Source organism: Streptomyces sp. NPDC029014, from assembly GCF_055564695.1.
Genome location: NZ_JBVHVT010000084.1, coordinates 13,306 through 39,767 on the forward strand (window position 1 = coordinate 13,306; position 26,462 = coordinate 39,767).

20 protein-coding genes and 1 riboswitch are annotated in these 26,462 nt (G+C 73.9%); of the genes, 7 read left to right on the forward strand and 13 right to left on the reverse strand.

Features of this window, described 5'->3' with window-relative positions:
• Positions 1-103: 103 nt before the first annotated feature.
• The gene (locus ACZ4VL_RS32975) at positions 104-949 is read right to left on the reverse strand and encodes a sulfurtransferase (protein WP_468207428.1); all 846 of its coding nucleotides are present in this window, start codon (positions 947-949) and stop codon (positions 104-106) included.
• 175 nt (positions 950-1,124) lie between these two features.
• Here ACZ4VL_RS32975 and ACZ4VL_RS32980 point away from each other — a divergent pair, with 175 nt between their 5' ends.
• Positions 1,125-1,949, forward strand: coding sequence for a VOC family protein (locus ACZ4VL_RS32980; RefSeq protein WP_468207431.1), 825 nt, complete (start codon positions 1,125-1,127; stop codon positions 1,947-1,949).
• A 58-nt stretch (positions 1,950-2,007) separates the two neighbouring features.
• On the opposite strand, the gene ACZ4VL_RS32985 is transcribed toward ACZ4VL_RS32980, so the two are convergent.
• The 4 genes from ACZ4VL_RS32985 to ACZ4VL_RS33000 form a co-directional block, all read right to left on the reverse strand.
• Entirely contained in the window at positions 2,008-2,658 is a 651-nt protein-coding gene (locus ACZ4VL_RS32985) for a thymidine kinase (protein WP_468207433.1), read from the reverse strand.
• A gap of 95 nt (positions 2,659-2,753) precedes the next feature.
• Positions 2,754-3,956: an alkaline phosphatase family protein gene (locus ACZ4VL_RS32990; protein WP_468207436.1), complete on the reverse strand. Its 1,203-nt coding sequence runs from the start codon at positions 3,954-3,956 to the stop codon at positions 2,754-2,756.
• Positions 3,956-4,552 (reverse strand): DUF5998 family protein, encoded by a 597-nt coding sequence (locus ACZ4VL_RS32995; protein WP_361093837.1) that lies wholly within the window; start codon positions 4,550-4,552, stop codon positions 3,956-3,958. Before ACZ4VL_RS32995 ends, ACZ4VL_RS32990 begins: the two co-directional genes overlap by 1 nt.
• A 50-nt stretch (positions 4,553-4,602) precedes the next feature.
• On the reverse strand, positions 4,603-7,320 hold the full coding sequence (locus ACZ4VL_RS33000; protein ID WP_468207439.1) for a bifunctional acetate--CoA ligase family protein/GNAT family N-acetyltransferase: 2,718 nt from the start codon (positions 7,318-7,320) through the stop codon (positions 4,603-4,605).
• Positions 7,321-7,516: 196 nt separating this feature from the next.
• Here ACZ4VL_RS33000 and ACZ4VL_RS33005 point away from each other — a divergent pair, with 196 nt between their 5' ends.
• Positions 7,517-7,798, forward strand: coding sequence for an HPr family phosphocarrier protein (locus tag ACZ4VL_RS33005; RefSeq protein ID WP_327278946.1), 282 nt, complete (start codon positions 7,517-7,519; stop codon positions 7,796-7,798).
• A gap of 202 nt (positions 7,799-8,000) precedes the next feature.
• Here the strand turns inward: ACZ4VL_RS33005 and ACZ4VL_RS33010 are convergent, their stop codons facing one another.
• The 4 genes from ACZ4VL_RS33010 to ACZ4VL_RS33025 form a co-directional block, all read right to left on the reverse strand.
• A complete protein-coding gene (locus tag ACZ4VL_RS33010) occupies positions 8,001-8,666 on the reverse strand; it encodes a GntR family transcriptional regulator (RefSeq protein ID WP_468207443.1) in 666 nt (221 codons plus the stop codon).
• A 282-nt stretch (positions 8,667-8,948) separates the two neighbouring features.
• On the reverse strand, positions 8,949-9,746 hold the full coding sequence (locus ACZ4VL_RS33015; protein ID WP_468207446.1) for a M23 family metallopeptidase: 798 nt from the start codon (positions 9,744-9,746) through the stop codon (positions 8,949-8,951).
• 13 nt (positions 9,747-9,759) lie between these two features.
• A riboswitch (cyclic di-AMP (ydaO/yuaA leader) is annotated at positions 9,760-9,915 on the reverse strand.
• Between the two features lie 215 nt (positions 9,916-10,130).
• Positions 10,131-11,498: a M16 family metallopeptidase gene (locus ACZ4VL_RS33020; RefSeq protein WP_468207478.1), complete on the reverse strand. Its 1,368-nt coding sequence runs from the start codon at positions 11,496-11,498 to the stop codon at positions 10,131-10,133.
• A gap of 20 nt (positions 11,499-11,518) precedes the next feature.
• Positions 11,519-12,883 carry a M16 family metallopeptidase gene (locus ACZ4VL_RS33025; protein WP_468207449.1) on the reverse strand — a complete coding sequence of 455 codons (1,365 nt, stop codon included), beginning with the start codon at positions 12,881-12,883 and terminating at the stop codon, positions 11,519-11,521.
• A gap of 283 nt (positions 12,884-13,166) precedes the next feature.
• Between ACZ4VL_RS33025 and ACZ4VL_RS33030 the strand changes: the two genes are divergently transcribed.
• On the forward strand, positions 13,167-15,623 hold the full coding sequence (locus tag ACZ4VL_RS33030; RefSeq protein ID WP_468207452.1) for a DNA gyrase/topoisomerase IV subunit A: 2,457 nt from the start codon (positions 13,167-13,169) through the stop codon (positions 15,621-15,623).
• A gap of 100 nt (positions 15,624-15,723) precedes the next feature.
• Positions 15,724-17,832: a restriction endonuclease gene (locus ACZ4VL_RS33035; RefSeq protein WP_468207455.1), complete on the forward strand. Its 2,109-nt coding sequence runs from the start codon at positions 15,724-15,726 to the stop codon at positions 17,830-17,832.
• 53 nt (positions 17,833-17,885) lie between these two features.
• Here the strand turns inward: ACZ4VL_RS33035 and ACZ4VL_RS33040 are convergent, their stop codons facing one another.
• Both ACZ4VL_RS33040 and ACZ4VL_RS33045 read right to left on the reverse strand, forming a co-directional pair.
• On the reverse strand, positions 17,886-19,145 hold the full coding sequence (locus tag ACZ4VL_RS33040) for a CobW family GTP-binding protein (RefSeq protein ID WP_468207458.1): 1,260 nt from the start codon (positions 19,143-19,145) through the stop codon (positions 17,886-17,888).
• 14 nt (positions 19,146-19,159) lie between these two features.
• Positions 19,160-20,311 (reverse strand): citrate synthase, encoded by a 1,152-nt coding sequence (locus tag ACZ4VL_RS33045; protein ID WP_468207461.1) that lies wholly within the window; start codon positions 20,309-20,311, stop codon positions 19,160-19,162.
• Positions 20,312-20,393: 82 nt separating this feature from the next.
• On the opposite strand from ACZ4VL_RS33045, the gene ACZ4VL_RS33050 reads away from it, so the two are divergent.
• The 3 genes from ACZ4VL_RS33050 (at position 20,394) to ACZ4VL_RS33060 (ending at position 24,131) form a co-directional block, all read left to right on the forward strand.
• Positions 20,394-21,686: a citrate synthase gene (locus tag ACZ4VL_RS33050; RefSeq protein ID WP_468207464.1), complete on the forward strand. Its 1,293-nt coding sequence runs from the start codon at positions 20,394-20,396 to the stop codon at positions 21,684-21,686.
• 133 nt (positions 21,687-21,819) lie between these two features.
• Positions 21,820-23,436: a sensor histidine kinase gene (locus tag ACZ4VL_RS33055; protein ID WP_468207466.1), complete on the forward strand. Its 1,617-nt coding sequence runs from the start codon at positions 21,820-21,822 to the stop codon at positions 23,434-23,436.
• Positions 23,433-24,131, forward strand: coding sequence for a response regulator (locus ACZ4VL_RS33060; RefSeq protein WP_468207469.1), 699 nt, complete (start codon positions 23,433-23,435; stop codon positions 24,129-24,131). Before ACZ4VL_RS33055 ends, ACZ4VL_RS33060 begins: the two co-directional genes overlap by 4 nt.
• 28 nt (positions 24,132-24,159) lie before the next feature.
• Here ACZ4VL_RS33060 and ACZ4VL_RS33065 read toward each other — a convergent pair whose 3' ends face one another.
• Complete coding sequence (locus tag ACZ4VL_RS33065) at positions 24,160-25,752, reverse strand: solute symporter family protein (RefSeq protein WP_468207472.1); 1,593 nt, start codon at positions 25,750-25,752, stop codon at positions 24,160-24,162.
• On the reverse strand, positions 25,749-26,261 hold the full coding sequence (locus tag ACZ4VL_RS33070; RefSeq protein ID WP_468207475.1) for a DUF485 domain-containing protein: 513 nt from the start codon (positions 26,259-26,261) through the stop codon (positions 25,749-25,751). Before ACZ4VL_RS33070 ends, ACZ4VL_RS33065 begins: the two co-directional genes overlap by 4 nt.
• Between the last annotated feature and the right edge of the window lie 201 nt (positions 26,262-26,462).

The window sequence follows — 26,462 nt, forward strand, 5'->3', positions numbered from 1 at the left end:
CCCCCCCCCCCACCCACCACCCCCCCCCCCCCCCCCCCCCCCCCCCCTCCCCCCCCCCCCCCCCCCCCCCCCCCCCCCCCGCTTCCCCGCGACCGTCCCCCGGCTACTGCGGGTCCGGCCCCGTGGCCACCGGCCGCTCCGGGTCCGAGGACCATTCCGACCAGCTGCCGGCGTACAGCGCCGCCGGGATCCCGGCCACCTCCAGGGCCAGCACCTCGTGCGCCCCCGAGACGCCCGAACCGCAGTACACGCCCACCGGCACGGAGCCGTCCGCGCCCAGCCCGGCGAAACGGGCCCGCAGCTCCTGCGCGGGCAGGAACAGCCCGTCCGGGCCGGCGTTCTGCGTCGTCGGCGCCGACACCGCCCCGGGGATGTGCCCGCCGACCGGGTCGATCGGCTCCACCTCGCCCCGGTAACGCTCCCCCGCCCGCGCGTCCAGCAGGATCCCGCTGCGTGCGAGGGCCGCCGCCGCGTCCGCGTCGAGCAGACCGACAGCTCCCGGACTTGGCTTGAAATCGCCCTGTACAGGCGTCGGCGGCTCGTCCGTCAGCACACCATCCGCCGCGGTCCACGCGGCCAGGCCCCCGTCCAGCACCCGGACCCGCGGGTGCCCCGTCCAGCGCAACAGCCACCACGCGCGGGCCGCGGCCCAGCCCAGGCCCCCGTCGTACACGACCACATCCGCGTCCGCGCTCACGCCCGCCCGGCGCATCACCGCCCCGAACTCGTCCGGGTCCGGCAGCGGGTGGCGCCCGCCCACCCCCGGCGGACCAGCCAGTTCGCGGTCGAGGTCGACGTACACCGCACCCGGCAGGTGGCCGGCCTCGTACGCGGACCGCAGGTCGGGGCCGCCCAGCTGCCAGCGGACGTCCAGCAGCACCGGCGGCCGCGGGCCGGCCAGCTCGGCCGCCAGCTCGGCGGCGGAGAGAATCGCAGAGTTCGCAGTCATGCAGCCATCTTCCTCCCCGCCCCGCGGCCCGCGTAACAAGCCCGATACCGACAGGCCGCACCGATTCGGTCATCTACCCCCGCTCCGGCGAATCCCGGCCGGTCGGGGCGCGCCGGACCCGCCGGAGTGCAACCATCTGGTCCGGCACAGCCCCACGAGGGAGGAGACTGCTGACATGACCGAGGCAGCACACGCGACGCGGCGCCCACCCGGCACCCCGTGCTGGTCGAGTCTGATGGTGCACGGCCTCGGGAGCACCGAGGCCTTCTACGCCGACCTCTTCGGCTGGGAGTACGAGCCCGGCCCCGAGCCCTTCGGCCCGTTCGTCCGCGCCCTGCTCGGCGGACAGGAGGTCGCCGGGATCGGCGAGATGCCGCCGGACCGGCACCTTCCGGTGGCCTGGACGACGTACTTCGCCACCGACGACGCCGACACGGCGGCCGAGGCCGTCCGCTCCTGCGGCGGCACGGTCGCCGTGGGACCGCTCGACGCCGGCGCCGCGGGCCGGACGGCGATCTGCTCCGACCCGCTGGGGGCGGTCTTCGGGCTCTGGCAGGCCGACGAGCGCGTCGGAACCCGGCTCTCCGGCGTCCACGGCACCCCCGTGTGGGCCGAGCTGGTCACCCAGGACACCTCGACCGTCGGCAAGTTCTACGAGCACGTCTTCGGCCACGAGGCCGTGCAGCGCACCATGGCCCCCGCCTCGGCGACCCCGGCCGCCACGACCGCCGACTTCGACTACCTGACCCTGCTGCTGGACGGCCGACCGGTCGCCGCCGTGCACGGCGTCGGGCGCTCCCTCCCGCACGACCGCGGCCCGCACTGGATGACGTACTTCGCCGTCGACGACGCCGACGCGGCCGCCGCCCTGGTGCACCGGCTGGGCGGGCGCGTGGTCCAGCCGCCCCGCGAGGGCCTCACCGGCCGGGTCGCCACCGTCGCGGACCCGGAGGGCGCGGTCCTCGCCCTCGTCGAACTCCGCCCCGGCAACGGCTACTGACGGCCGGACCGGGCCCCGCGGCCGCGGCGCCCCCGGGGGCCGCGCGCGGCGGCGGCCGTCAGGCCGGGTTGACCGGCAGGACGTCCGGGGAGATCGCGGCCGCGTGGGCCGCGGCGCTCGTCATGCGGCGCCGGTGGTGGCGGCGGCACAGCACCTCGTAGCCGACCTCCTCCGGCGACCGGCTGACGTCGCCGACGACGACCTGCTCGCCCTCCACGACCATCTCGCCGCCGACCGTGCGGGCGTTGTGCGTGGCGCGGGCCCCGCACCAGCACATGGCCTCCACCTGGAGGGTCTCGATCCGGTCCGCGAGCTCGATCAGCCGCTGCGAGCCGGGAAACAGCTTGGTGCGGAAGTCCGTGGTGATGCCGAAGGCGAAGACGTCCAGCCCCAGGTCGTCCACGACCCGGGCGAGCTGGTCGATCTGCTCGGGGGCGAGGAACTGCGCCTCGTCCACGATCACGTAGTCGACCTTGCCGCCCTGCGACATCTGCGTCACGAGGAAGGCGTACAGGTCCATGCCCGGGGCGGCCTCGACCGCCTCCGTCACCAGGCCGAGGCGGGAGGAGAGCTTGCCCTGCCCGGCGCGGTCGTCTCGCGTGAAGATCATGCCCTGCAGCCCCCGCGCCGAGCGGTTGTGCCCGATCTGGAGCGCGAGGGTACTCTTCCCGCAATCCATCGTGCCGGAGAAAAACACCAGTTCAGGCATGGAGGAAACGGGACCTTCCGGGTCGTGGTCAGGCAGGGTGCGGGGCCGGGCGGCCCCGCGGGTCGGATCGGAGTCGGGCGGGGTGGTCGAGCCGGTCAGGTCCGCACTTCGAGCAGCGGGACGAGCTGCTCGGCCGCGGTCATGGAACCGTGCATGCCGGCGAGCCCCGACTCGTTGGGCTCGTTCACGGACGCGGTGATCGCGACATCGGCGTGCGCGGCCGCGACCACGTCGCCGATCCGGCCGAGGACGCGCTCGTCGCACTCCCCCGGCGGGCCGAACCAGCCCAGTTCCAGGGCCTCTTCACGGCTCGCGATCCAGAACCGGTCGCCGAGCACCTCGCGCCACACGGTCAGCACGTCGACCTCGGCGCCCGGGACCGCGTACACGTGCCGGGCCCGGCCCTCGCCGCCGAGCAGGGCCACGCCCGCGCCCAGCTCCCAGTCCTCGTCGAAGTCGATCCGGGAGTCCTCGTCGAACGGGACGTCCACCATGCCGTGGTCGGCGGTGACGTACAGCGCGGTGCGCGGCGGGAGCTGCTCGGCGAGCCGCTGCACGAGCCGGTCGACGTACATCAGCTGGCCGCGCCAGGCGTCGGAGTCCACGCCGTGCCGGTGCCCGGCCCCGTCGAGCTCGCTGAAGTAGGTGTAGACCAGCGAGCGGTCCCCGGCGGCGAGGCGCTCGGCCGCCAGGTCCATGCGCTCCTCGCCGGTCATCCGGCCGACGAAGCTGCCGCCGCTCAGCGCGATCTTGGTGAGCGGGGTGTTCGCGAAGGTGGGCGAGGACACCTGGGCGGTGACCACCCCGGCCTCGTCCGCCAGCCGGAAGACGGTCGGGTACGGCTGCCAGGGCGCGGGCGGGGTCCACGGGTTCCAGCGCAGCTGGTTCATCAGCTCGCCGGTGGCCGGGTTGCGGACCGCGTAGCCGGGCAGGCCGTGGCGGGCCGGCGGGAGGCCGGTGCCGACGGAGGCCAGCGAGGTGGCGGTGGTCGCCGGGAAGCCCGCGGTGATCGGGCGGCCGGTGCCGCCGCGCGAGGTGCCCAGCAGGGAGGTCAGGTACGGGGCCTCGTCCGGGTGGGCCTTGATCTGCTCCCAGCCCATGCCGTCGACCAGGAACACGCAGTTGCGGTCGGCCGGCGTCAGCTCGGTGATGGCGGCGGTGAACCCGGGGACCCCCTGGCCGGCCACGAGGGTCGGCAGCAGGTCGGCGAGCGAGCCCGTCCCGTACTGCGGGACGGGGGCGCCGGCCAGGTCCAGCAGCTCGGGCTCGTCCCAGTTCGCGGGTGCGGAGTAGGACATCAGCGGGCGGAGGAGGCGGTCGCCGCGGTCGCCTCCGAGAGCGCCTGGGCGAAGAGCAGGGTCTGGCGGACCGCCTCGGGGCCGTCGCCGGCCTCGCTCACGCGCAGGCTGAGGTCGTCGGCGGTGGAGTTGCCGGTGTAGCCGTGGTCGGAGTCGCAGTTCGGGTCGCCGCAGGCGGCGGGCTCCAGGTCGATGCGGGAGACCGCGCCCCAGCCGATGGTCAGGACCACCTCGCGGGGCAGGGTGCCCGGGGTGTAGGACTCGGGGTTGGCGACGACGCGGCTGAGCACCACCGAGGAGATCCCGGACAGCTTCACGGACTCGGTGGAGGTGGTCGCGTAGGGCGACGGGGACCCGGCGTCGGCGGCCTGCTCGTCGGTGTGGCTCACGATGAACCGGTTGCCGGTCAGGACCAGCACCGTCACGTGCCGGCGCACCTCGTTGGAGTCGAACGTCGTCTCCTGGTGGACCAGGTACGACGAGATCGGCTCGCCGCCCACCGCGGCCTCCACGGCCTCGGCCACGAGGGCCGGGTAGTAGCCGCTGCGCTCGATCGCCGCGCGCAGCCCCTGGGTCGTCGTACCGGATTTCGCCATGGGGTCCATCCTAAGGCCCGCACGGGGCGCCCCGGCCGCCCCGGACGCGCTCAGTAGCTGGGGAGCGTCCGGGGACCGAGATCGGTGCGGGCGGGCGGACGGGCGAGGCGGACCGTGGCGCTCAGCACCGACAGGCCCTCGGTGGCGACGACCACGGGTTCCAGGGTGACGCCGACCACCTCGGGGTGGTCGTCCACGAGGCGGGAGAGGCGCAGGAGGAGCTCCTCCAGGGCGGGGGTGTCGACGGGGTCGCTGCCGCGCCAGCCGAAGAGGAGCGGCGCTGCCCGGATGGACCGGATCAGTCCGGCGACGTCCCGGTCGGTGGCCGGCACGATCCGGTGGGCGGTGTCGCCGAGCAGCTCGGAGGCGACGCCGGCGAGCCCGAAGGAGAGGACGGCGCCGGCGGCGGGGTCGATGACGGACCGCACGACGGTGTCCACGCCCCGCGGGACCATGGCCTGGACCACGGGCAGCAGCTCGGCCGGCGAGCCGAGCAGGGCGGTGAGCTCGCCGTACGCGCGGCGCAGCGCGGCCTCGTTGGCCAGGTCGAGGCGTACGCCGCCGAGGTCGGCCCGGTGGCGCAGGTGCGGGGCGGTGGTCTTGAGCGCCACCGGGTAGCCGAGGACTTCGGCGGCCTTGACCGCGGCGTCGGCGGTGGGCGCGGACAGGGTCGGCAGCACCCGGATCCCGTACCGCGCGAGCAGGGCGGCGGCGTCGGCCTCGGCGAGGGTGAGCACGCCGTCGCCGTCGCCGACCTCGGCCAGCAGCCCGGCGAGCTGGGCGGCGGCCCCGGCCTCGTCGATGTTCTCGTACTCGGGGACGTGGCCGGACTCGGCGTCGGCCCGCCGCCACTGCCCGTAGTGCACGGCTTCGGCGACGGCCCGTACGGCCCGCTCGGCGGCCGGGTAGGCGGGGATGCGGACGTCGGCGCGGGAGAGGGCCGCGACGAAGTCGGCCAGCTCCACGTGGACGACCGCCACCGGCTTGCCGGGGTGCGCGGCCACGGCGTCGCGCAGCGCGTCGGCCAGGTCGTCGGCGCCGGCGCTCACCTCCTCGTCCACCCACGGGATGGCGGTGACGACCACCGCGTCGTGGGCGTCGGAGGCCAGGGCGTCGGCCACGGCCCGGCCGAAGTCCGCCGGGGTGGCCGCGGTGGTCAGGTCGCGCGGGGCGCCGGGGCGCAGGCCCTGGGCCAGGCAGGCGTCGTAGGTGAGGAAGCCGAGGGACTCCGAGTTGCCGAGGATCGCCACGCGCGGCCCGGCCGGCACCGGCTGCGAGGCGAGCAGCAGCCCGACGTCCACCAGCTCGGTCACGGTGTCGACCCGTATCACGCCCGCCTGCCGCAGCAGCGCGGAGACGGTGGCCTCCGGCAGCCTGGTCCCGGGGACCACGTGGCCGGCCGGGGTGTGGCGGCCGCCCTTGGCGACGACGACCGGCTTGACGGCGGCGGTGCGGCGGGCGAGGCGGGTGAACTTGCGCGGGTTGCCGAGGGTTTCGAGGTACATGAGGGCCACGTCGGTGGCCTCGTCCTCGTACCAGTACTGGAGGATGTCGTTGCCGGAGACGTCGGCCCGGTTGCCGGCGGAGACGAAGGACGACAGGCCCTCGCCGCGCCGCAGCAGCGCGGCCAGCAGCGCTATGCCGATCGCGCCGGACTGCGTGAAGAGGCCGATCCGGCCGGGGACGGGGGCCGGGACGGGGGCGAGCGAGGCGTTCAGGCCCACCTCCGGGGCGGTGTTGATCACGCCGAAGGCGTTCGGCCCGATCAGCCGCATCCCGTACGAGCGCACCTGGCGGACCAGTTCGCGCTGCCGGTCGAGCCCGGCCGGGCCGGACTCCCCGTATCCGGCGGACAGGACGACGAGCCCCTGGACGCCGTGCTCGCCGCAGTCGGCCACCACCTGCGGGACGCGCCCGGCGGGGACCGCGACGACGGCGAGGTCGACGGGGGCGTCGATCTCGCGGAGCGAGCGGTGGGCCCGGACGCCCTCCAGCAGGTCCCCTTCGGTCCCGGGGGCGCGCGCCTCGTTCACGGCGTACAGGTGGCCGCGGAAGCCGCTGTCGCGCAGGTTGCGCAGGGCCGCCGCGCCGACGCCGGCGCCGGAGCGACTGACTCCGACCACCGCGACCGAGCCGGGGGCCAGCAGCCGCTGCACGGAACGGGCCTCGGCGCGCTGTTCGCGGGCGCGCTGCACGGCGAGGGACTCGGCGGTGGGTTCGAGGTCGAGGGTGAGGTGGACGGAGCCGTCCTCGAAGCTGCGCTTCTGCTGGTAGCCGGCGTCCGTGAACACCTTGATCATCTTGGTGTTGGCGGGCAGCACCTCCGCCGCGAACCGGCGGATGCCCCGCTCCCGGGCGACCGCGCCGATGTGCTCCAGCAGGGCGGAGGCGACGCCGCGGCCCTGGTGGGCGTCCTGGACGAGGAAGGCGACCTCGGCCTCGTCGGCGGGGGCGGAGGCGGGGCGGCCGTCGGGGCCGATGCGGTCGTAGCGGACGGTGCCGATGAACTCCTCGCCGACGGTGGCCGCGAGGCCGACGCGGTCCACGTAGTCGTGGTGCGTGAAGCGGTGCACGTCGCGGTCGGAGAGCCGGGGGTGGGGGGCGAAGAAGCGGTAGTACTTCGACTCGTCGGAGACCTGGTCGTAGAAGCTGACCAGCCGCCCGGCGTCCTCGGTGGTGATGGGCCTGATCCGGGCCGTGCCGCCGTCGCGCAGGACGACGTCGGCCTCCCAGTGGGCCGGGTACGAGGGGTCCGACGCAGTGGTCATGCGGTGATCTTAAGGCCAGGACGGTCGGGAAGGCTCCTGCGCGGCGCATCCGGCGGCGCCGCGCGAACCGGTGCAAGCTGGGGTACGTCGAGCGGCGGGAGAACCGGGTCAGGAGGTCGGCCGGAGGCCGGTGGGAGCACTCGGGGCGTCGTGAGAGACTGGTCTAGACAACAGTGAGAACCTGAAGGGCATCACCATGGCAGAGCGCCGCGTCAACGTCGGCTGGGCCGAGGGCCTGCACGCCCGTCCCGCCTCGATCTTCGTCCGCGCCACGACCGCTTCCGGCGTCCCGGTGACCATCGCCAAGGCCGACGGGAACCCCGTCAACGCCGCCTCCATGCTGGCGGTGCTCGGCCTGGGCGCCCAGGGCGGCGAGGAGATCGTCCTGGCCTCCGACGCCGAGGGCGCCGAGGTGGCCCTGGACCGCCTGGCGAAGCTGGTCGCGGAGGGACTGGAGGAGCTCCCCGAGACCGTCTGACCCCTTCGGGTTCACACCGCACGGACGGTGGAGCCGCGGCGTCCGGAGAATTCCGGGACCGCGGCTCCTCTGTTTTCCACTCCCCTGCCCGGGCCATGCGAATTCCGGGGCGTTCTGAATTCGCGTCGTCGGCGCGGAGAAATACGGGGCCTGCGGGAAAAGCCGGGGCACGCGGCATCCCCTTATTCATACGCCGCTCCTGTTAAAGGGAACCGCTCGCCGTGTTTACGGCAGGTTGCGAAGTCCTCACCCGCAGCCGGTAGGCCCCGGTCGTCCGCTCGGCGTGGAGCACCGTCAGCGCCTTCGCGCGCTCGGCGTCCCCGCGCGCCACCGCGTCCACGATCGCGCCGTGCTCCGCCCAGCACTCCACCGGCCGGGCCGGCGCCTGCACGACGTACATCCAGGCGACCTTGTGCCGCATCTGGGCCAGCAGCGCGATCAGCCCGGGGCTGGCGGAGGCCTGCGCCAGGGTCTCGTGGAACCAGCTCCCCAGCGCCCGCAGGTCCTCGCCCCGGCCCTGCCTGGCCCGCTCCTGACCCAGTCTGACCAGCCCCCGCAGCACCTTGAGGTGGCCCTCGGTACGCCGGCGGGCGGCCCGCGAGGCCGCCAGCGGCTCCAGCAGCATCCGCAGCTCCAGCAGGTCGGCCGCCTCCTGCTCGGTGGGCTCGGCGACGCAGGCGCCCGCGTGCCGACGGGTGGTCACGAAGCCCTCGGACTCCAGGGTCCGCAGCGCCTCGCGGACCGGGACGCGCGAGACGCCGTAGCGGCGGGCCAGCACCTCCTCGGTCAGCCTGCCGCCCGGTTCGAACGCTCCGGAGACGATGTCGTCGCGGATTGCAGTGCATACCGCGTGCGCGGGAATACGCAAGGCCGGACCTCCGCTTTTTCCGATTGCCGGCGACAAATGCCGTGACCGTACTGGGATCGTACGGTGACTCTATGACAACCGGTGGAATTTTCCGAGCGCGGCCGGAAATCACAGGTATTTACGGCCACGCGCCGCGCCACCCGTCACGACGCCGGCCTCGACGCCCGCGCCGCGCCCCCACAGAGCTCGTCACGGAGCTCGTCACGACGCCGAAGGCCCCGGCTCGGTGAGCCGGGGCCTTCGGGCGGAGCGTGTGCGCGGACGCGTGTCGACGCGCCTCGATCAGACGTCGACGCCGTGCGAGCGCAGGTACGAGATCGGGTCGATGTCCGAGCCGTAGGAGGCGCCGGTGCGGGCCTCGAAGTGCAGGTGCGGGCCGCTGGAGTTGCCGGTGGAGCCCGACAGGCCGATCTGCTGGCCCGGGGTGACCTGCTGGCCGACGGAGACGTTCAGCGAGGACATGTGGCCGTACTGCGTGTAGGTGCCGTCGTTGTGCTTGATGACGACGTTGTTGCCGTAGGCGCCGCCCCAGCCGGCCTCGACCACGGTGCCGGCGCCCACCGCGTGCACCGAGGTGCCGGAGGCGGCGTGGAAGTCGATGCCGGTGTGGCTGCCGGAGGACCACATGCCGCCGCCCGCGCGGTACTGGGTGGAGACGTAGGAGTCGTCGAGCGGGGAGACGAAGGTGTTGAGGCGCTTGCGCTCCTCCTCGCGGGCAGCGCGCTCGGCGGCCTCGCGCTCGGCCTTCGCCTTCTCCTCGGCCTTCTGCTTGGCCTCGGCGGCCCGGGCCTTCGCGTCGGCCTCGGCCTTCTCCTTGGCGGCGGCTGCCTCGGCAGCGGCCTGCTGGGCCTCGGCCTGGGCCTCGACGTCGCCCGCCACGTCCGCGGCGGTGACGACCGCGTTCAGCCCGGTGTCCTCGCCGGAGAAGGCGGTGTTGTCCGAGGCGGCGAACGCCGGGCCCGCGAGGGTGCCCACGACACCGGTGGTCGCGAGGGCCGCCACACCGGCGTAACCGGCGGTCTTGCGGCTCAGACGGCTGGAACCACGGTGCTTACCGGAGGCGCGGCTGCCAAAGGCCATGGAGAGGCTGATCCTTTCCTTCCTTCTCGCCTACCGGGTTAGCTGACGGGTTCGGAGCAGGAAGGTCTCCTACGGGCCCCTCTGGCGAGGCGGCCCGATTCACCCCAGGGACGTGTGGGTCCCCGGCTCCCCAGGCTCGCGCCTGACGGGGACTCGGCGATCGCTGCCCGGTGCCGCGGGTGCGGCTCGTACAACTGACGGACAGCACGGCCGACGCTAGGCGGATCATCAGTCAATCACCAAATGGTCACGGCCTTTTGTTGCGCACGCCACACCGCATAAGCCAATCTCCGGGCCAAACGGACAGAAGGGGCTTCGGCGGACAAGCCGCCGAAGCCCCTTCATTCGCCCGCCGCTCCTACGCCGACGGGCTCTGAACGAACGTCAGTTGGTGACGACCGTGACCTCGCCGATCCCGAGCGCCCGCACCGGCGCCTCGATCTGCGCCGCGTCGCCCACCAGCACCGTGACCAGACGGTCGACGGGGAAGGCCTTCACGACCGCCGTGGTCGCCTCGACCGTCCCGGTCGCGGCCAGCTGCGCGTACAGCCGGGCCTGGTAGTCGTCCGGGAGCTCCTGCTCCACCTGGTCCGCCAGCGTGCCGGAGACGGCCGCGGCCGTCTCGAACTTCAGCGGGGCCACGCCCACCAGGTTCTGCACGGCGACGTCCCGTTCGGCGTCGGTCAGGCCGCCCTCGGCGAGGGTGCGCAGCACCTTCCACAGGTCGTCCAGGGCCGGGCCGGTGTTGGGGGTGTCCACCGAGCCGCTGATGGCGAGCATCGACGCTCCACGGCCGTCGGCCGTGGAGCGCAGCACCTGGCCGAAGGCGCGCACGCCGTAGGTGTAGCCCTTCTCCTCGCGCAGCACCTTGTCCAGGCGCGAGGTGAGGGTGCCGCCCAGGCAGTACGTGCCGAGCACCTGGGCCGCCCAGACGGTCTCGTGCCGGTCCGGCCCGATCCGGCCGATGAGCAGCTGCGTCTGGACCGCTCCGGGCCGGTCGACGATGACCACGCGGCCGGTGTCGTCGGCGGTCACCGCCGGCACCTCCACGGGCCGGCCCGGGGTGCCCGTCCAGGCGCCCAGGGTGTCCGCCAGCACGGCGTCCAGGTCGATGCCGGTCAGGTCGCCGACGACCACCGCGGTGGCGGTGGCGGGGCGCACGTGGGCCTCGTAGAAGGCGCGCACGGCCGCGGAGTCGATCCGGGCCACCGTCTCCTCGGTGCCCTGGCGCGGGCGGGACATCCGCAGGTCGGCCGGGAAGAGCTGGCGGTAGAGCTCCTTGGCGGCGCGGCGCTGCGGGTTGGCCAGCTCGTGCGGGATCTCGTCGAGGCGGTTGCGCACCAGGCGGTCGATCTCGCTGTCGGAGAAGGCGGGCGCCCGCAGGGCCTCCGCGAGCAGGCCCATGGCCTTCGACAGCCTGGAGGCGGGCACCTCCAGCGACACGCGCACGCCCGGGTGGTCGGCGTGCGCGTCGAGGGTGGCGCCGCAGCGCTCCAGCTCGGCGGCGAACTCCTCGGCGGTGTGCTTGTCGGTCCCCTCCGACAGGGCGCGGGCCATGATCGTCGCCACGCCGTCCAGGCCCTTCGGCTCGGCGTCCAGCGGGGCGGTGAGGTTGACCTCGACGGCCACCACCTGCTGGCCCGGCCGGTGGCAGCGCAGCACCGTCAGGCCGTTGGGCAGGGCACCGCGCTCGGGGGCCGGGAAGGCCCACGGCCGGGGCTGCCCGGCCTGGGGGCGCGGGTGGAAGGTCATCGTGACGGCTGCGGTGTCGCTCACTGCTCCGCCCCCTCGTTCTCGTTCTCGGTCGCGTCGGAGTCGTCGGCGCCGTCACCGGCGTCGGCCGCGAGCGGCTCGTACACCAGCACCGCGCGGTTGTCGGGGCGCAGCCGGGCCGCGGCCACGGCCTGCACCTCCTCGGCCGTGATGTCCAGCAGTCGCTGGACGGCGGTCAGGGCCAGCTGCGGGTCGCCGAACAGCACCGCGAAGCGGCACAGTTCGTCGGCGCGGCCGGCCACCGTGCCCAGCCGGTCCAGCCATTCGCGCTCCAGCTGGGCCTGCGCGCGCTCCATCTCCTCGGCGGTCGGGCCCTCGGCGGCGAACCGCGCGAGCTCCTCGTCCACGGCCGCCTCGATGGAGGGCACCTCGACCCCGCTGGAGGTCTTCACGTCCAGCCAGCCCAGCGAGGGCGCGCCGGCCAGCCGGAGCATGCCGAAGCCGGCCGCCACGGCCGTCTGGTCGCGGCGTACCAGGCGGTTGTGCAGGCGGGAGGACTCGCCGCCGCCCAGGACGGTCAGGGCCACGTCCGCGGCGTCGCACTCGCGCGTGCCGTCGTGGGGGAGCCGGTAGGCCGCCATCAGCGCGCGGGCGGGGACGTCCTCGACGATCTCCTCGCGCTGCTCGGCGCCCATGGTGTCCGGCAGCGTGCCGTCGCGCGGCGGCAGCTTGCCGTCGTGGGAGGGGATGGTGCCGAAGTACTTCTCGATCCAGGCCAGCGTCTCGGCCGGATCGATGTCGCCGACCACCGACAGCACCGCGTTGTTCGGCGCGTAGTAGGTGCGGAAGAACGCGCGCGCGTCCTCCAGCGAGGCCGCGTCCAGGTCGGCCATCGAGCCGATCGGGGTGTGGTGGTACGGGTGGGGCTCGGGGTAGGCGAGCGCGGTCAGCCGCTCGAACGCCGTGCCGTAGGGGACGTTGTCGTAGCGCTGGCGGCGCTCGTTCTTGACGACGTCCCGCTGGTTCTCCATGGACTCGTCGTCCAGGGCGGTCAGCAGCGAGCCCATCCGGTCGGCCTCGAGCCAGAGCGCGAGCTCCAGCTGGTGGGCCGGCATGGTCTCGAAGTAGTTGGTGCGCTCGAAGCTGGTCGTGCCGTTCAGGGACCCGCCCGCACCCTGGACCATCTCGAAGTGGCCGTTGCCGGGTACGCTCGCGGAGCCCTGGAACATCAGGTGCTCGAAGAGGTGAGCCAGACCGGTACGTCCCTTGACTTCGTGGCGCGAGCCGACGTCGTACCAGAGGCAGACCGCGGCGACCGGGGTCAGGTGATCCTCGGACAGCACCACGCGCAGGCCGTTGGCCAGCCGGTGTTCCGTCGCTGTCAGGCCGCCGGAGCCGGCCTGGGCTGTGGCCGTGTGACCCATGGGCATGTGGTCCCTTCGATCGCGATGCAGAGAATTCCGTCAGACCTGCCACTGTATGCAAGCGCGCCGGGCACCGGAGAAGTTCCCGGCGCACGCCAGGGTCGGAGTCGGGGCTGTCGGTGCCTCGGGCCACAATGGTCGCGACGACCCACGTCAGCCCCTGTCACCAGATCCGCCGGACACCACCCCGATCCACCGCACCGACACCGCACCACCACGGACCCCGTCCGACCCAGCCAGACCCCCAGCACACCATCTTTCTTGGTTAAGGAGCCGCGCAGCGATGGCCCGCCGCAGCACGAAGACCCCGCCGCCGGAGGAGTTCGAGGAGAACATCCTCGACATCGACGTCGTCGACGAGATGCAGGGCTCCTTCCTCGAGTACGCGTACTCGGTGATCTACTCCCGCGCCCTGCCCGACGCCCGGGACGGCATGAAGCCGGTGCACCGGCGCATCGTCTACCAGATGAACGAGATGGGCCTGCGGCCCGACCGCGGGTACGTGAAGTGCGCCCGCGTCGTCGGCGAGGTCATGGGCAAGCTCCACCCGCACGGCGACGCGTCGATCTACGACGCCCTCGTGCGCATGGCCCAGCCCTTCTCCATGCGGCTCCCGCTCGTCGACGGCCACGGCAACTTCGGTTCCCTCGGCAACGACGACCCGCCGGCCGCCATGCGTTACACCGAGTGCCGCATGGCCGACGCCACGTCCCTGATGACGGAGTCGATCGACGAGGACACCGTCGACTTCATCGCCAACTACGACGGCCAGGAGCGGGAGCCGGTCGCACTGCCCGCCGCGTACCCGAACCTGCTGGTCAACGGCGCTTCCGGGATCGCGGTCGGCATGGCCACCAACATGCCGCCGCACAACCTGGGCGAGGTCATCGCGGCCGCGCGCCACCTGATCCGCTACCCGCAGGCCGATCTCGAGGCGCTGATGCGCTTCGTGCCGGGCCCGGACCTGCCCACCGGCGGCAAGATCGTGGGCCTGTCGGGCATCAAGGACGCCTACGAGAAGGGCCGCGGCACCTTCAAGATCCGCGCGACGGTCTCGGTGGAGGACGTCTCCGCGCGCCGCAAGGGCCTGGTCGTCACCGAACTGCCCTTCACGGTCGGCCCCGAGAAGGTCGTCGCGAAGATCAAGGACCTGGTCGGCTCGAAGAAGCTCCAGGGCATCGCCGACGTCAAGGACCTCACCGACCGCGCCCACGGCCTGCGCCTGGTCATCGAGATCAAGAACGGCTTCCACCCGGAGGCCGTCCTGGAACAGCTCTACAAGCTGACGCCGATGGAGGAGTCCTTCGGCATCAACAACGTCGCCCTGGTCGACGGCCAGCCGCTGACGCTGGGCCTGAAGGAGCTGCTGGAGGTCTACCTCGACCACCGCTTCGAGGTCGTGCGCCGGCGCAGCGAGTTCCGCCGCGGCAAGCGCCGCGACCGGCTGCACCTGGTCGAGGGCCTGCTGGTGGCCCTCCTCGACATCGACGAGGTCATCCGGATCATCCGGGACAGCGACAACTCGGCCCAGGCGAAGGAGCGGCTCATCGAGCGCTTCTCGCTGAGCGAGGTCCAGACCCAGTACATCCTGGACACCCCGCTGCGCCGGCTGACCCGCTTCGACCGCATCGAGCTGGAGTCCGAGCGCGACCGCCTGACCACCGAGATCGAGGAGCTCACCCGGATCCTGGAGTCCGACGCCGAGCTGCGCAAGCTGGTCTCCTCGGAACTGGCCGCGGTCGCGAAGAAGTTCGGCACCGAGCGGCGTACGGTCCTGCTGGAGTCGGCGGGCACCTCGGTCGCGGCCGTCCCGCTGGAGGTCGCGGACGACCCGTGCCGCGTCCTGCTGTCCTCGACGGGCCTGCTGGCGCGCACCGCCACCGGCGAGCCGGTGGTCGCGGAGGAGGGCGCCGCCCGCTCCAGGCACGACCTGATCGTCTCGCAGGTCGCGACCACGGCCCGCGGCGACATCGGCGCGGTCACCTCCCACGGGCGGCTGCTGCGCCTGCCGGTGATCGACCTGCCGCAGCTGCCGGACACCCACGCCGCGCCGAACCTGGCGGGAGGCGCCCCGCTGGCGGAGTTCCTCTCCGGGCTGGAGCCCGACGAGAAGGTGGTCTGCCTGACCTCGCTGGACGAGTCCTCGCAGGGCCTGGCGCTCGGCACCGAGCAGGGCGTGGTCAAGCGGGTCGTGCCCGACTACCCGGCCAACAAGGACGAGCTGGAGGTCATCACCCTCAAGGAGGGCGACCGCATCGTCGGCGCGGTCGAGCTGCGCACGGGCGAGGAGGACCTGGTCTTCATCACCGACGACGCCCAGCTGCTGCGCTACCCGGCGGGCCAGGTGCGCCCGCAGGGCCGCCCGGCGGGCGGTATGGCGGGCATCAAGCTCACCGCCGGCGCCAAGGTGATCCATTTCTCGGCGGTGGACCCGTCGCGGGAGGCCATGGTGTTCACGGTGGCCGGCGCGCACAGCACGCTGGACGGGTCGGTGCAGTCCGGGAAGCTGACCCCGTTCGACCAGTTCCCGCGCAAGGGCCGGGCCACCGGCGGCGTGCGCTGCCAGCGGTTCCTCAAGGGCGAGGAGCTGCTGACGCTGGCGTGGACGGGCAACGCCCCGGCCCGTGCCGCGACGGCGAACGGCACGCCGGCCGAGCTGCCGGCCGTGGACCCGCGGCGTGACGGCTCGGGAGCCGTGCTGCCCGCCACCGTCACCGTGCTGGCAGGTGCCGCGCTGTAGGACGTACGAAGGCGTTCGGGTGGTACGACCCGGGGGACGTACCACCCGAATGCCGACTAGTGTTTTCCCTCTCGGTGTTGGTGGGGGGAGTACACAGCTGATGAGTCGTCGGTCGGGCGGATTGATCGGGACCTGGGCCGAGGCCCAGCGCCGGCAGCAGCAGACACAGCTGGTCCAGCAGCGTGAGGCGGAGCGCCGGCAGCGCGCCTACGAACGGGAGGCGAACCGGAACCACCGCCAGTACCGCGAGGCCGAGGCCCTGCGGCGGACGGCTCAGCTCGACGCCGAGGTCGCCGCCCTCAAGGGCCTGCTGGTCACGGGCTGCCGGGCGCCGGCGTTCCGTACGGCCTCCCTGGTCCGGCCCGAGCAGCTGGAGCCGTTCGACCCCGGGACCCTGGGGCAGCCGGTGCCGCTGCCCCGCATCGAGGACTTCCAGCACCAGAGCAGCGGCTGGACGATCGGCTCGAACCACCGGGCGCAGGCGGAGCGGGAGGCGCACGCCCGGTACACCCAGGCCTGGCAGGCCGCGAACGCCGCGGAGGTGCAGCGGCAGCAGCAGCTGGCCGCGCACCGGCAGCAGTACGACCGGTGGGCGGCTGAGCAGCTCGCCGGGGTGCGGGCGCACAACAGCGGTCTCGCCGAGCTGGCCGACGCCCTGCGCTCGGGCGATGCCGAGGCGGCCGTGGAGTACTTCTCGGCCGCGCTGTACGCCTCGACGGCCTGGCCCGAGGCGCTGCCGCGGCAGGTGGCGGCCGCGTACGACCCCGCCGCGCGCCAGCTGGTGCTGGACTGGGAGCTGCCCGGGTACGCGGTGGTGCCGGAGGCCAGGTCGGTTCAGTACCTGCCGAGCACGGACCAGGACAAGGTGAGGCCGCGCCCGGTCACGGAACGGCGGGCGCTGTACCGGGACCTGCTGGCGCAGTGCATGCTGCTGGTGGTGCGCGAGCTGTACGCGGCGGACGAGTTCGGCGTACTGGACTCCGTCGTGGTCAACGGCTTCGTGGACTGCCACGATCCGGTGACCGGGCAGGAGGCGCAGTTCGTGCTCGGCACGGTGCCGGCGGCGCGCAGTGCCTTCGCGGGGCTGCGGCTGGAGCAGGTCAGCGCGGTGGACTGCCTGGTGTCGGGGTTGGGCGGACAGTTGTCGGCGCGCCCGGACCAGCTGACGGCGGTGCGCCCCGGGCGCCGGCCCGACGAGGTCGGCGGGGGCGTCGTCAGCCACGGCGGGCCCGCGGCCGGCACGGACGAGGACGAGCCGGACCTCTTCGCGATGGACCCGATCGACTTCGAGAACCTGGTCGCGGAGCTGTTCCGGGCGATGGGCATGGAGGCGGTGACCACGCAGCGGTCGGGGGACGGCGGGGTGGACGTGGAGGCGCTGGACCCGGCGCCGATCCGGGGCGGGCGGATCGTGGTGCAGGTCAAGCGCTACCGGAACACGGTGCCGCCGACGGCTGTGCGCGATCTGTACGGCACGGTCCAGGACAAGGGGGCGAACAAGGGGGTGCTGGTCACCACCGCGTCCTTCGGGCCCGGGTCGTACACCTTTGCCAACGGCAAGCCGCTGGAACTGGTTCCCGGGACCGCCCTGGTGGACCTCCTGCACCAGCACGGGCTGCGGGGGCGGCTGGGCCCGGCCGGCGGCTCGGCGGCCGGTGCTCCGGGCCGGCGGGCGGCCGGATCCGCGCCCGAGAGCGCCGCCGCCGAGGACGCCGCCGCCGCCGAGGACCACAACGTGCTGGGCATGTCCTGGGCCGGCCCGGTCGTGCTGGACGTGTGCGCGCTGGTCTGCCAGGGCGGGCGGGTCCTGAGCGAGGACCACCTCGTCTTCTACAACAACCCGCGGACCCCGGACGGTTCGGTACGGGCCCGCGCGCAGGCGGCACCCGACAAGGCGGCGCTGGAGGTCTCCTTCGACGCCCTGCCGCAGACCGCGGACCGGCTGGTCCTCGTCGCCGCGGTGGACCCGGAGGCCGATCCGCACGCCGACCTGACCGGGTTCACCGATGCCCGGATCCGGCTGCTCTCCGCCGACGGCACGGAGCTCGGCACGCTGGACGTCTCCGACGGCCGCCCGGGCGAAACCGCCCTGGTCCTGGGTTCGTTCCGGCGCCGCGCCAACGGCGACTGGGACTTCGTGGCCGGCGGCAAGGGCTACCGCGGCGGTCTGGCGGACCTCCTCGGCGACCACGGCGTCGAGGTCGCCTAGTGCCACAGCACTAGCCGCTCCAGGGGCTCCCGCGGGGCGCGTCCGCGACGCGCTCAGACCTCCGCGGGCCGCGTCGCGGCCCCGGACCCGGGGTCGTGCCCCTGCCCGAAGCCGGCCCCGTCCGGCTCCTCGACGGGGTCCTCGAACCCGTCCTCGGCCGCGTCGGCGCCGTCGGTCCGCGGGGGCCCGGCGACGTACCGCAGGACGCCCCACATGGCTTCCGGGCCCGCGGCCTGCGGCGACGGCTCGCGGCAGGACTCCAGCCCGCGCAGCAGGGCGGGGCCGTCCGTGCCGGACCCGATCAGGACGAGCCGGGTCAGCCGCGGCTCGTCCCGGCCCCAGGGGCCCGGGGCGAAGCGGAGGAACCGGCCGACCGCGTGGACCTCGTAGCGCTCCTCGTGGCCGGGGACGCCGAAGTAGACGAAGCCCTTGATCCGGTAGAGCCCGGCCGGGCGGCTGTCGAGGAAGTCGATGAACCGGCGCGGGCTCAGGGCCTGCTCCGAGACGAACTCCGTGCTCTCGTACAGCGTGTGGGCGTGGCCGCAGTGGCCCGTGCACCCGGCATGGTCCGGGCCGCCGGTGCCGGTGCTCCCGGTTCCGCCTGTGCCGCTGGTGTCCGCGTGATCGGCGTCGCCGTCCCGGGCCTCGGCGATGAGGTCCTCGAAGGACAGCTGGCCCCGGGTCTCGGTCCACGGGCGGCGGTCGAAGAGCAGTTCCGCGTCGATGCGGCCGTGGTCGGCGGCGACGACGGGGGAGCCCGGGCACAGGACGGCCAGTTCGGCCTCGATCCGGGCGCGCTCGGCCGCGTCGACCCGGTCGGTCTTGTTCAGCACCACGAGGTCCGCGGCGGCGAGGTGGCGGTCGGTCTCCGGGTGGCGGGTCCGGGTCGCGTCGAACTCGGCCGCGTCCACGACCTCCACCAGGCCGCCGTACCGGATCGCCGGGTTCTCACTGGCCACCAGCATGCGGATCATTTCCTGCGGCTCGGCCAGCCCGCTCGCCTCGATGACGATCACGTCGATGCGGTGGACGGGCGCGGAGAGCTTCTCCAGGTACGCGTCGAGCTCACTGCCGTCGACGGCGCAGCACAGGCAGCCGCCGCCGAGGGAGACCATCGAGTCGCCGACCTGACCGGCCACCGACATCGCGTCGATCTCGATGGACCCGAAGTCGTTGACGACGACGCCGATCCGGGTGCCGCCGCGGTTGGCCAGGAGGTGGTTGAGCAGGGTCGTCTTGCCGGATCCCAGGAATCCGGCGAGGACGACGACGGGAATGGGCGTGACGGACCGGTCGGGCTGGCTGCTGTTCACCAGGCCGATCGTACTCAGACCGGCAGCGGAACAGGCTGGGGCGGCGGCGGCCCGACGTAGCGGGCGGCCGGACGGATGATTTTCGAGTCGGCGGCCTGTTCCAGCACGTTCGCGCTCCAGCCGACCACGCGGGCCGCGCAGAACGTGGGGGTGAACATCTCCCGTGGCAGTCCGCACAGCTCCATCACCACGCCCGCGTAGAACTCGACGTTCGTGTGGAGCTCCCGGCCCGGCTTGAGCTCGGCGAGGATCGCCTCGACCTGCCGCTCGACCTCCACGGCGAAGTCGACGAGCGGGCCGCCGAAGCGGAGCGCGATCCCGCGCAGCATCCGCGAACGCGGGTCCTCGGTGCGGTACACGGGGTGGCCGAAGCCCATGATCCGCTCCCCGGCGAGCACCCGCTCGCGGATCCAGGGGTCGATGCGGTCGGCCGTCCCGATGGCGTCCAGGGTGTCGAGGGCGCGGCTGGGGGCGCCGCCGTGCAGCGGCCCGGAGAGGGCGCCGATGGCGCCGGTGAGGCAGGCGGCGACGTCCGCGCCGGTGGAGGCGATGACCCGGGCGGTGAAGGTGGAGGCGTTGAAGCCGTGGTCGACGGTGGAGATCAGGTACTGCTCGACCGCGCGGGCCCTGACCGGGTCCGGCTCCTGGCCGGTGAGCATGTACAGGTAGTTCGCGGCGTACGGGAGGTCGTCGCGCGGTGCGACGGGCTCCAGCCCCTGCCCGAGCCGGTGCAGGGCGGTGAGCAGGGTCGGTACGGCGGCGCAGGCGGCCAGCGCGTCGGCGGCCCGCCGTTCGGGGTCGAGGTCGTACACGGGCCGGAAGCCGGCGGAGGCGCCGAGCAGGGAGAGCGCGGTCCGCAGTCCGGCGAGCGGGCCGGAGAGCGCGGTGGCCCGGGCGAGGGCGGGCAGGGCGTCGCACACCTCGGCGGGCAGTCGGCGCAGCGGGGCGATCTCGGCGGCGAAGGCGGCCCGCTCGGCGGCGCCCGCCGGCAGGGTGCCGCGGAACATCAGGTGCCACACGTCCTCGAAGCTGCGGCGCTCGGCGAGTTCGACGGCGGAGTACTGGCGGTAGTGGTAGAAGCCCTCACGGCCTCGGACGTCACCGAGTCCGGTCTCGGTGACCACGACGCCCGCGAGTCCGCGGGGCACATCAACGACGGTATCCATGGATCGACCATCCATGATGGATTGAATCCTTGTCAATATTGATTGGATCAACATGTACCGCTCCCTGTATAGAGTGGCCGCCATGGACGACCAGGCGCACGGCGAACGACGGCTCACCACCCGGCAGGCGGCCGAGCTGCTCGGGGTGAAGCCCGCGACCGTGTACGCGTACGTCAGCCGCGGCCAGCTCAGCAGCCGCCGCGACGCCGTGGGCCGCGGCAGCACCTTCGACGCGGCCGAGGTGGAGGCCCTGGCCCGGCGCAGCCGGCGCGAGGCGGCGGCGCCTGCGGGCGGAGAGCTCTCCGTCCGGACCTCGCTCACGCTCATCGAGCCGGACCGGTACTGGTTCCGCGGTGTGGACGCCGTCGAGCTGGCCTCCCGTTACTGCTACGAGGAGGTCGCGGAGTGGCTCTGGACGGGGGCCCTGTCGCGCGGTGCCCGCTTCACGGCCCCCGACCGGCAGCTCGCGGCCGCCCGGCAGGCCGTGGCCGCCCTGCCCGAGCACGCCGGGCCCATCGACCGACTGCGGGTGGCCACTGCGGCGGCCGCCGTCGTGGACCCGCTGCGCTTCGACCTGTCGGCGGAGGCCGTGCTCGGCTCCGCCCGCTGCCTCATCCCGACGCTGGTCGGCGCCCTGCCGGCGGTCGGGCAGGAGGTCGGGCAGCAGCCCGGCGCCGCAGCCGGGCAGCCGGACGGGGAACTGACCGGGGCTCCGGCCGGCGGGCTGCTGGCGGAGCGGCTGTGGGCCCGGCTGACCGCCCGGGAGCCGGAACCGGGGGCCCTGGACGCCCTCGACCTGGCCCTCGCCCTGCTCATCGACCACGATCTGGCCGCCTCCACGCTGGCCGTACGGGTGGCCGCCTCGGCGCGGGCGCATCCGTACGCGGCGGTCTCGGCGGGCCTGGGCGTCCTCGAAGGGCCGCTGCACGGCGCGGCCGGGCGGCTCGCCCACCGGACGCTGGCGGAAGTACTGGACCGGGGCGCGGCCGCACCGGTCGTCGCCGACCACCTGCGGGCCGGGCGGCGCGTCCCCGGACTCGGACACCGGCTGTACGCGGGCGAGGACCCCCGGGCCACGGCCCTGTTCGCGCGGCTGGAGGGCGTGCCGGCGGCCGGACCCGCGCTGGCCGCCGCCCGGGAACTGGTCGCCACCACGGCGGCGCGGCGGGACGGGCTGCACGCCAACGTGGACCTGGCCCTGGCGGTGCTGACGGTGTCCAGCGGCATGCCGGCGGAGGCCGGGGAGACCGTGTTCGCCGTGGCCCGGACCGCGGGCTGGATGGCGCACGCCCTGGAGGAGTACCAGGAGCGGCCGCTGCGCATGCGGCCGAGCGGGCAGTACCAGGGCCCGCGCCCCCCGCAGCCGATGCCCTGACGGCGGCGGCGCCCGGGGTCCGGCCCTCGGGAGTCGGGACGGGGCGGGAGGCGGGGTGGGGTGGGCCACAGCGGGCACCCGGCCCAGGAGGAACCATTCCACTTGCGCCGAAGCCGACCTACGGTTGCTGGTCATGCGGTTCCTCTCCCTGAGCACTCGGCGCATCGGGCTGCCCAAACGGGCCGTCTCACAGATCCTGCTCACCCAGCTGGCCATCGCCGCCGGTGTCGCCGTGCTGGCCACGGGGCTGTTCCTGGCCCCGCTCGGCGCCCAGCTCGACGACCAGGCGATGCGCCGCGCCCTGGCCATCGCCGAGAGCGCCGCCGCCGACCCGTCCCTGGCGGCCGGCCTGCTGGACTCCGGTCCGGTCGCGGACGGCCCGGTGCAGGCCGCGGCCGAGCGGATCCGCCGGGCCACCGGCGCCGAGTACGTCGTCGTCATGGACCTCGACGGGATCCGCCGCTCGCACCCCTCCCCCGACCGGATCGGCCTGCCCGTCTCCACCGACCCGAGCGGCGCCCTCGCCGGCCGCGAGGTCATGGAGATCGACGACGGCACGCTGGGCCGCACCGCCCGCGGCAAGGTCCCGCTCGTCGCCGCCGACGGCGAGATCGTCGGCGCCGTCTCCGTCGGAATCGCCTACGACAGCGTCCGCGACCGGCTGCTCGGCGCCATCCCCGGCCTGCTGGCGTACGCGGGCGGCGCCCTGGCCGCAGGCGCCCTCGCCGCCTACCTGCTGTCCCGGCGGATCCAACGGCAGACCCGCGACCTGGCCTTCTCCGACATCGCCGGACTGCTCGCCGAACGCGAGGCCATGCTGCACTCCATCCGCGAAGGAGTGATCGCCCTCGACCGCACCGGCCGGATCCGGCTGGTCAACGACGAGGCCGCCCGCCTGCTGGGCCTCGCCCCGGACACTGCCGGCACCCTCGCCGGCAGCCCGCTCGACGAGCTGCTCGGCGAGGGCCGCACCACCGACGTCCTCACCGGCCGCGTCACGGGCCGGGACCTGCTCACCGTCCAGGGCTCCCGGGTCCTCGTCGCCAACCGGATGCCCACCGAGGACGGTGGAGCCGTGGCCACCCTGCGCGACCGCACCGAGCTGGAGCACCTGCGCCGCGAGCTCGACTCCACCCAGGGCCTGATCGACGCCCTGCGCGCACAGGACCACGAGCACGCCAACCGCCTCCACACCCTTCTCGGCCTGCTGGAGCTCGGCCTGCACGAGGAGGCGGTGGACTTCGTGGCCGAGGTCGTCGGCGGCCACCGCAGCACCGCCGAACAGGTCACCGAGAAGGTCCGCGACCCCCTGTTGGCCGCCCTCCTGGTGGGCAAGGCGACCGTCGCGGCCGAGCGCGGCGTACCCCTGCGGCTTGCCGACACCACCTTCCTCCCGGACCGCCTCGTCGACCCCGGCGGCCTCGTCACCATCACCGGCAACCTCGTGGACAACGCCCTGGACGCGGCGGCCGGCTCGGCCGCGCCCCTGGTGGAGGTGGAGCTGCGCTGCGAGGGCCGGACGGCGATCCTCCTCGTGCGCGACAGCGGACCCGGCGTCCCGGCCGCGCGCCGCGAGGAGATCTTCACCGAGGGCTGGTCGACCAAACAGCCCGCGGCCCACCGCGAACGCGGCCTGGGGCTGGCCCTGGTGCGCCGCCTCGCGGAGCGGCAGGGCGGTACCGCCCGGGCCGGCGAAGCAGCGGACGGAGGGGCGGAGTTCTCCGTCGTACTCCCGGAGGCCCTGAGATGAGCGAGTCCCCGATCCACGTATTGGTCGTCGACGACGACGTGCGTGTTGCCCTGATCAACGCGGCGTACGTGGCGAAGGTTCCCGGCTTCCGCGTCGCGGCCCGGGTCCATTCGGCGGCCGAGGCCCTGGACTTCCTCGCCACCCACCCGGTGGACCTGATCCTCCTGGACCACTACCTTCCCGACGGCAGCGGCCTGGACCTGGTCCGGCGACTGCGCCAGCTCGGCCACCGCACCGACGTGATCATGGTGACGGCAGCGCGCGACCTGGCCACCGTCCAGGCCGCGATGCGCCTCGGCGCCCTCCAGTACCTGGTCAAGCCGTTCGCCTTCGCCGGCCTGCGGGCGCGGCTGGAGGCGTACGGGGCCCTGCGCCGCACCCTGGAGACCGGCGGCGAGGCCGAACAGGCCGAGGTGGACCGGCTCTTCGGCGCCCTGGCCGCGGCCGGCTCCCCCAACGAGCTGCCCAAGGGGCACTCCCCCACGACCGCGGAACTGGTCCGCCGCGTCCTCCGCTCCGCCGACGGCCCCCTGTCGACGCAGCAGATCGCCGACCGGGCCGGCATCAGCCGGCAGACCGCCCAGCGCTACCTCAAGCTCCTGGACCGCACGGGCCGGGTCACCCTGGCCCTGCGCTACGGCGAAACGGGCCGCCCCGAACACCGCTACTCCTGGCTGCCCTCCGGCGGCGCATGATGCTGGGCCGGCCCGCCCCGCGGACCGCTCAGACGGCTCCCGCCCCGGTCAGGGCGCGGACCTCCGTCTCCGCGTGCCGGACCGCGTCGGGCTCCTCGGTGGAGGTGACCGTGCCCGCCCAGCCGGCCAGGAAGCCCAGCGGGATCGAGACCAGGCCCGGGTTCTGCAGCGGGAAGAACTGGAAGTCCACTCCGGGGAAGAGGGAGTCCGGGCTCCCGGAGACCACCGGCGAGAGGACCACCAGCAGCACCGCCGGGAGCAGCCCCCCGTACACCGACCAGACCGCGCCCCTCGTGGTGAAGCCGCGCCAGAACAGCGAGTACAGCAGTACGGGCAGGTTCGCCGAGGCCGCCACCGCGAAGGCGAGCCCGACCAGGAAGGCCACGTTCAGGTCCTGGGCCAGCAGCCCGAGGGCGATCGCCACGGCCCCGATCCCGACGGCCGCGGCCCTGGCCACCGCGACCTCGCTGCGCTGCCGCGCGTGGCGGCGCTTGAGCGAGGCGTACAGGTCGTGGGCGACCGAGGCGGAGGAGGCGAGCGTGATCCCGGCGACCACGGCCAGGATGGTGGCGAAGGCGATCGCCGCCACCAGCGCGAACAGCACGGCGCCCCCGGTGGAGTCGGCCCCGCCGCCGAGGTGCGCCGCCAGCAGCGGAACGGCCGTGTTCCCGGAGGCGTTGGAGGCCCGCACCTCGTCCGGGCCGACCAGCGCGGCCGCCCCGAAGCCGAGCACGATGGTCATCAGGTAGAAGCCGCCGATCAGGGCGATCGCCCACACCACCGACCGGCGGGCCGCCCGCGCGGTCGGCACCGTGTAGAAGCGGGACAGGATGTGCGGGAGCCCGGCCGTACCGAGGACGAGCGCCAGGCCGAGGCTCATGAAGTCGAAACGGGCGGTCCAGTCGCCGCCGTACTTGAGCCCCGGGCCGAGGAACCGCATTCCGTGCCCGCTGCGCTCGGCGGCGCTGGTCAGCAGCAGGTCGACGTTCCCGTGGAAGCGGATCAGCACGAGCACGGTGAGGGCGACGGCCCCGCCCATGAGCAGGACGGCCTTGACGATCTGGATCCAGGTGGTGGCCCGCATCCCGCCGAAGGACACGTAGACGACCATGAGCGCGCCGACCGCGATCACGGTGAGCGTCCGGGCGGCCGTGCCCGAGTCGCCGAGGAGCAGCCCCACGAGGCTGCCCGCGCCGACCATCTGCGCGACCAGGTAGAGCACCGAGACGGTGACCGAGGAGGTACCAGCGGCGATCCGGACGGGCCGCTCGCGCATCCGCGCCGCGACGACGTCGGCGAGGGTGAAGCGCCCGCAGTTGCGGACCAGTTCGGCGACCAGGAACAGGACGACGAGCCAGGCGACGAGGAAGCCCACCGAGTACAGCAGGCCGTCGTAGCCGAACAGGGCGATGAGGCCGGAGATTCCGAGGAAGGACGCGGCGGACATGTAGTCGCCGGCGATGGCGAAACCGTTCTCCAGCGGGGAGAACAGCCGACCGCCCGCGTAGAACTCCTCGGCCGAGCCGTGTCGGTTGCGGCTGACCCAGGTGGTGATGCCCAGGGTGACCGCGATGAAGAGGCTGAACAGGAGCAGTGCGAGGGGTTGGTGTTCGGTGGTCACCGGCCGGCCTCCCCGATCCGGTCCCGGTTCCGGTTCCGTGCCTGGTGCCGGTTCTGTTCGAAGACCGTCCAGCGCAGGTCCAGGGCGGCCCGGTCCCTGCGCCGGCGCGCGTGGCGTGCGTACGCCCAGGTCAGCAGGAAGGTGCTGAGGAACTGTCCGAGACCGGCCAGCAGGGCCACGTTGACGGCGCCGGCGACGGGGCGGGCCATCAGGCCGGGCGCTGCCGTCGCCGCGACCACGTAGGCGACGTACCAGAGGAGGAATCCGGCGGTCGCCGGTACGACGAACCCCCGGTAGCGGCTGCGGACCTCCTGGAAGGCGGCGCTGCGCTGCACCTCCAGGTAGATGCTGTCGGACACCCCGGGCCCGGGCCCGCCGGCGCCGTCGGGCTGCCGCGACGGCGTGTCGTCGTACCCGCTTTCGCCCTCGCCCCAACCGACGGCGAGCGCGTCGTACCAGGGGTCGTCGAGCCGGATCGTTCCGGCGTCGGGACCTTCGTGCTTGTCCACCGAACTCTCCTTGTCCGCTGCCGCATCGGCGGCACGGCCACAAGGATGAGTGGAATGGGCGGTTTCCGGACTGGTGTACCGGTGCTCTTCACTCCAACAGGTGACGCGCGTGCAATTCCCGCGCGGGGGGGGGGGGGGGAGGGGGGGGGGGGGCGGGGGCAAAAAGTCCCGCGGTGGCGTCCGGGGGGTTCGCGGTCTTGT

What these genes read in the sequence shown, in the direction of transcription:
- ACZ4VL_RS32975 (WP_468207428.1), bottom strand. Translation starts at nt 949, where the DNA reads ATGACTGCGAACTCTGCGATTCTCTCCGCCGCCGAGCTGGCGGCCGAG.
- ACZ4VL_RS32980 (WP_468207431.1), top strand. Translation starts at nt 1,125, where the DNA reads ATGACCGAGGCAGCACACGCGACGCGGCGCCCACCCGGCACCCCGTGC.
- ACZ4VL_RS32985 (WP_468207433.1), bottom strand. Translation starts at nt 2,658, where the DNA reads ATGCCTGAACTGGTGTTTTTCTCCGGCACGATGGATTGCGGGAAGAGT.
- ACZ4VL_RS32990 (WP_468207436.1), bottom strand. Translation starts at nt 3,956, where the DNA reads ATGTCCTACTCCGCACCCGCGAACTGGGACGAGCCCGAGCTGCTGGAC.
- ACZ4VL_RS32995 (WP_361093837.1), bottom strand. Translation starts at nt 4,552, where the DNA reads ATGGCGAAATCCGGTACGACGACCCAGGGGCTGCGCGCGGCGATCGAG.
- ACZ4VL_RS33000 (WP_468207439.1), bottom strand. Translation starts at nt 7,320, where the DNA reads ATGACCACTGCGTCGGACCCCTCGTACCCGGCCCACTGGGAGGCCGAC.
- ACZ4VL_RS33005 (WP_327278946.1), top strand. Translation starts at nt 7,517, where the DNA reads ATGGCAGAGCGCCGCGTCAACGTCGGCTGGGCCGAGGGCCTGCACGCC.
- ACZ4VL_RS33015 (WP_468207446.1), bottom strand. Translation starts at nt 9,746, where the DNA reads ATGGCCTTTGGCAGCCGCGCCTCCGGTAAGCACCGTGGTTCCAGCCGT.
- ACZ4VL_RS33020 (WP_468207478.1), bottom strand. Translation starts at nt 11,498, where the DNA reads ATGACCTTCCACCCGCGCCCCCAGGCCGGGCAGCCCCGGCCGTGGGCC.
- ACZ4VL_RS33025 (WP_468207449.1), bottom strand. Translation starts at nt 12,883, where the DNA reads ATGGGTCACACGGCCACAGCCCAGGCCGGCTCCGGCGGCCTGACAGCG.
- ACZ4VL_RS33030 (WP_468207452.1), top strand. Translation starts at nt 13,167, where the DNA reads ATGGCCCGCCGCAGCACGAAGACCCCGCCGCCGGAGGAGTTCGAGGAG.
- ACZ4VL_RS33035 (WP_468207455.1), top strand. Translation starts at nt 15,724, where the DNA reads ATGAGTCGTCGGTCGGGCGGATTGATCGGGACCTGGGCCGAGGCCCAG.
- ACZ4VL_RS33045 (WP_468207461.1), bottom strand. Translation starts at nt 20,311, where the DNA reads ATGGATACCGTCGTTGATGTGCCCCGCGGACTCGCGGGCGTCGTGGTC.
- ACZ4VL_RS33050 (WP_468207464.1), top strand. Translation starts at nt 20,394, where the DNA reads ATGGACGACCAGGCGCACGGCGAACGACGGCTCACCACCCGGCAGGCG.
- ACZ4VL_RS33055 (WP_468207466.1), top strand. Translation starts at nt 21,820, where the DNA reads ATGCGGTTCCTCTCCCTGAGCACTCGGCGCATCGGGCTGCCCAAACGG.
- ACZ4VL_RS33060 (WP_468207469.1), top strand. Translation starts at nt 23,433, where the DNA reads ATGAGCGAGTCCCCGATCCACGTATTGGTCGTCGACGACGACGTGCGT.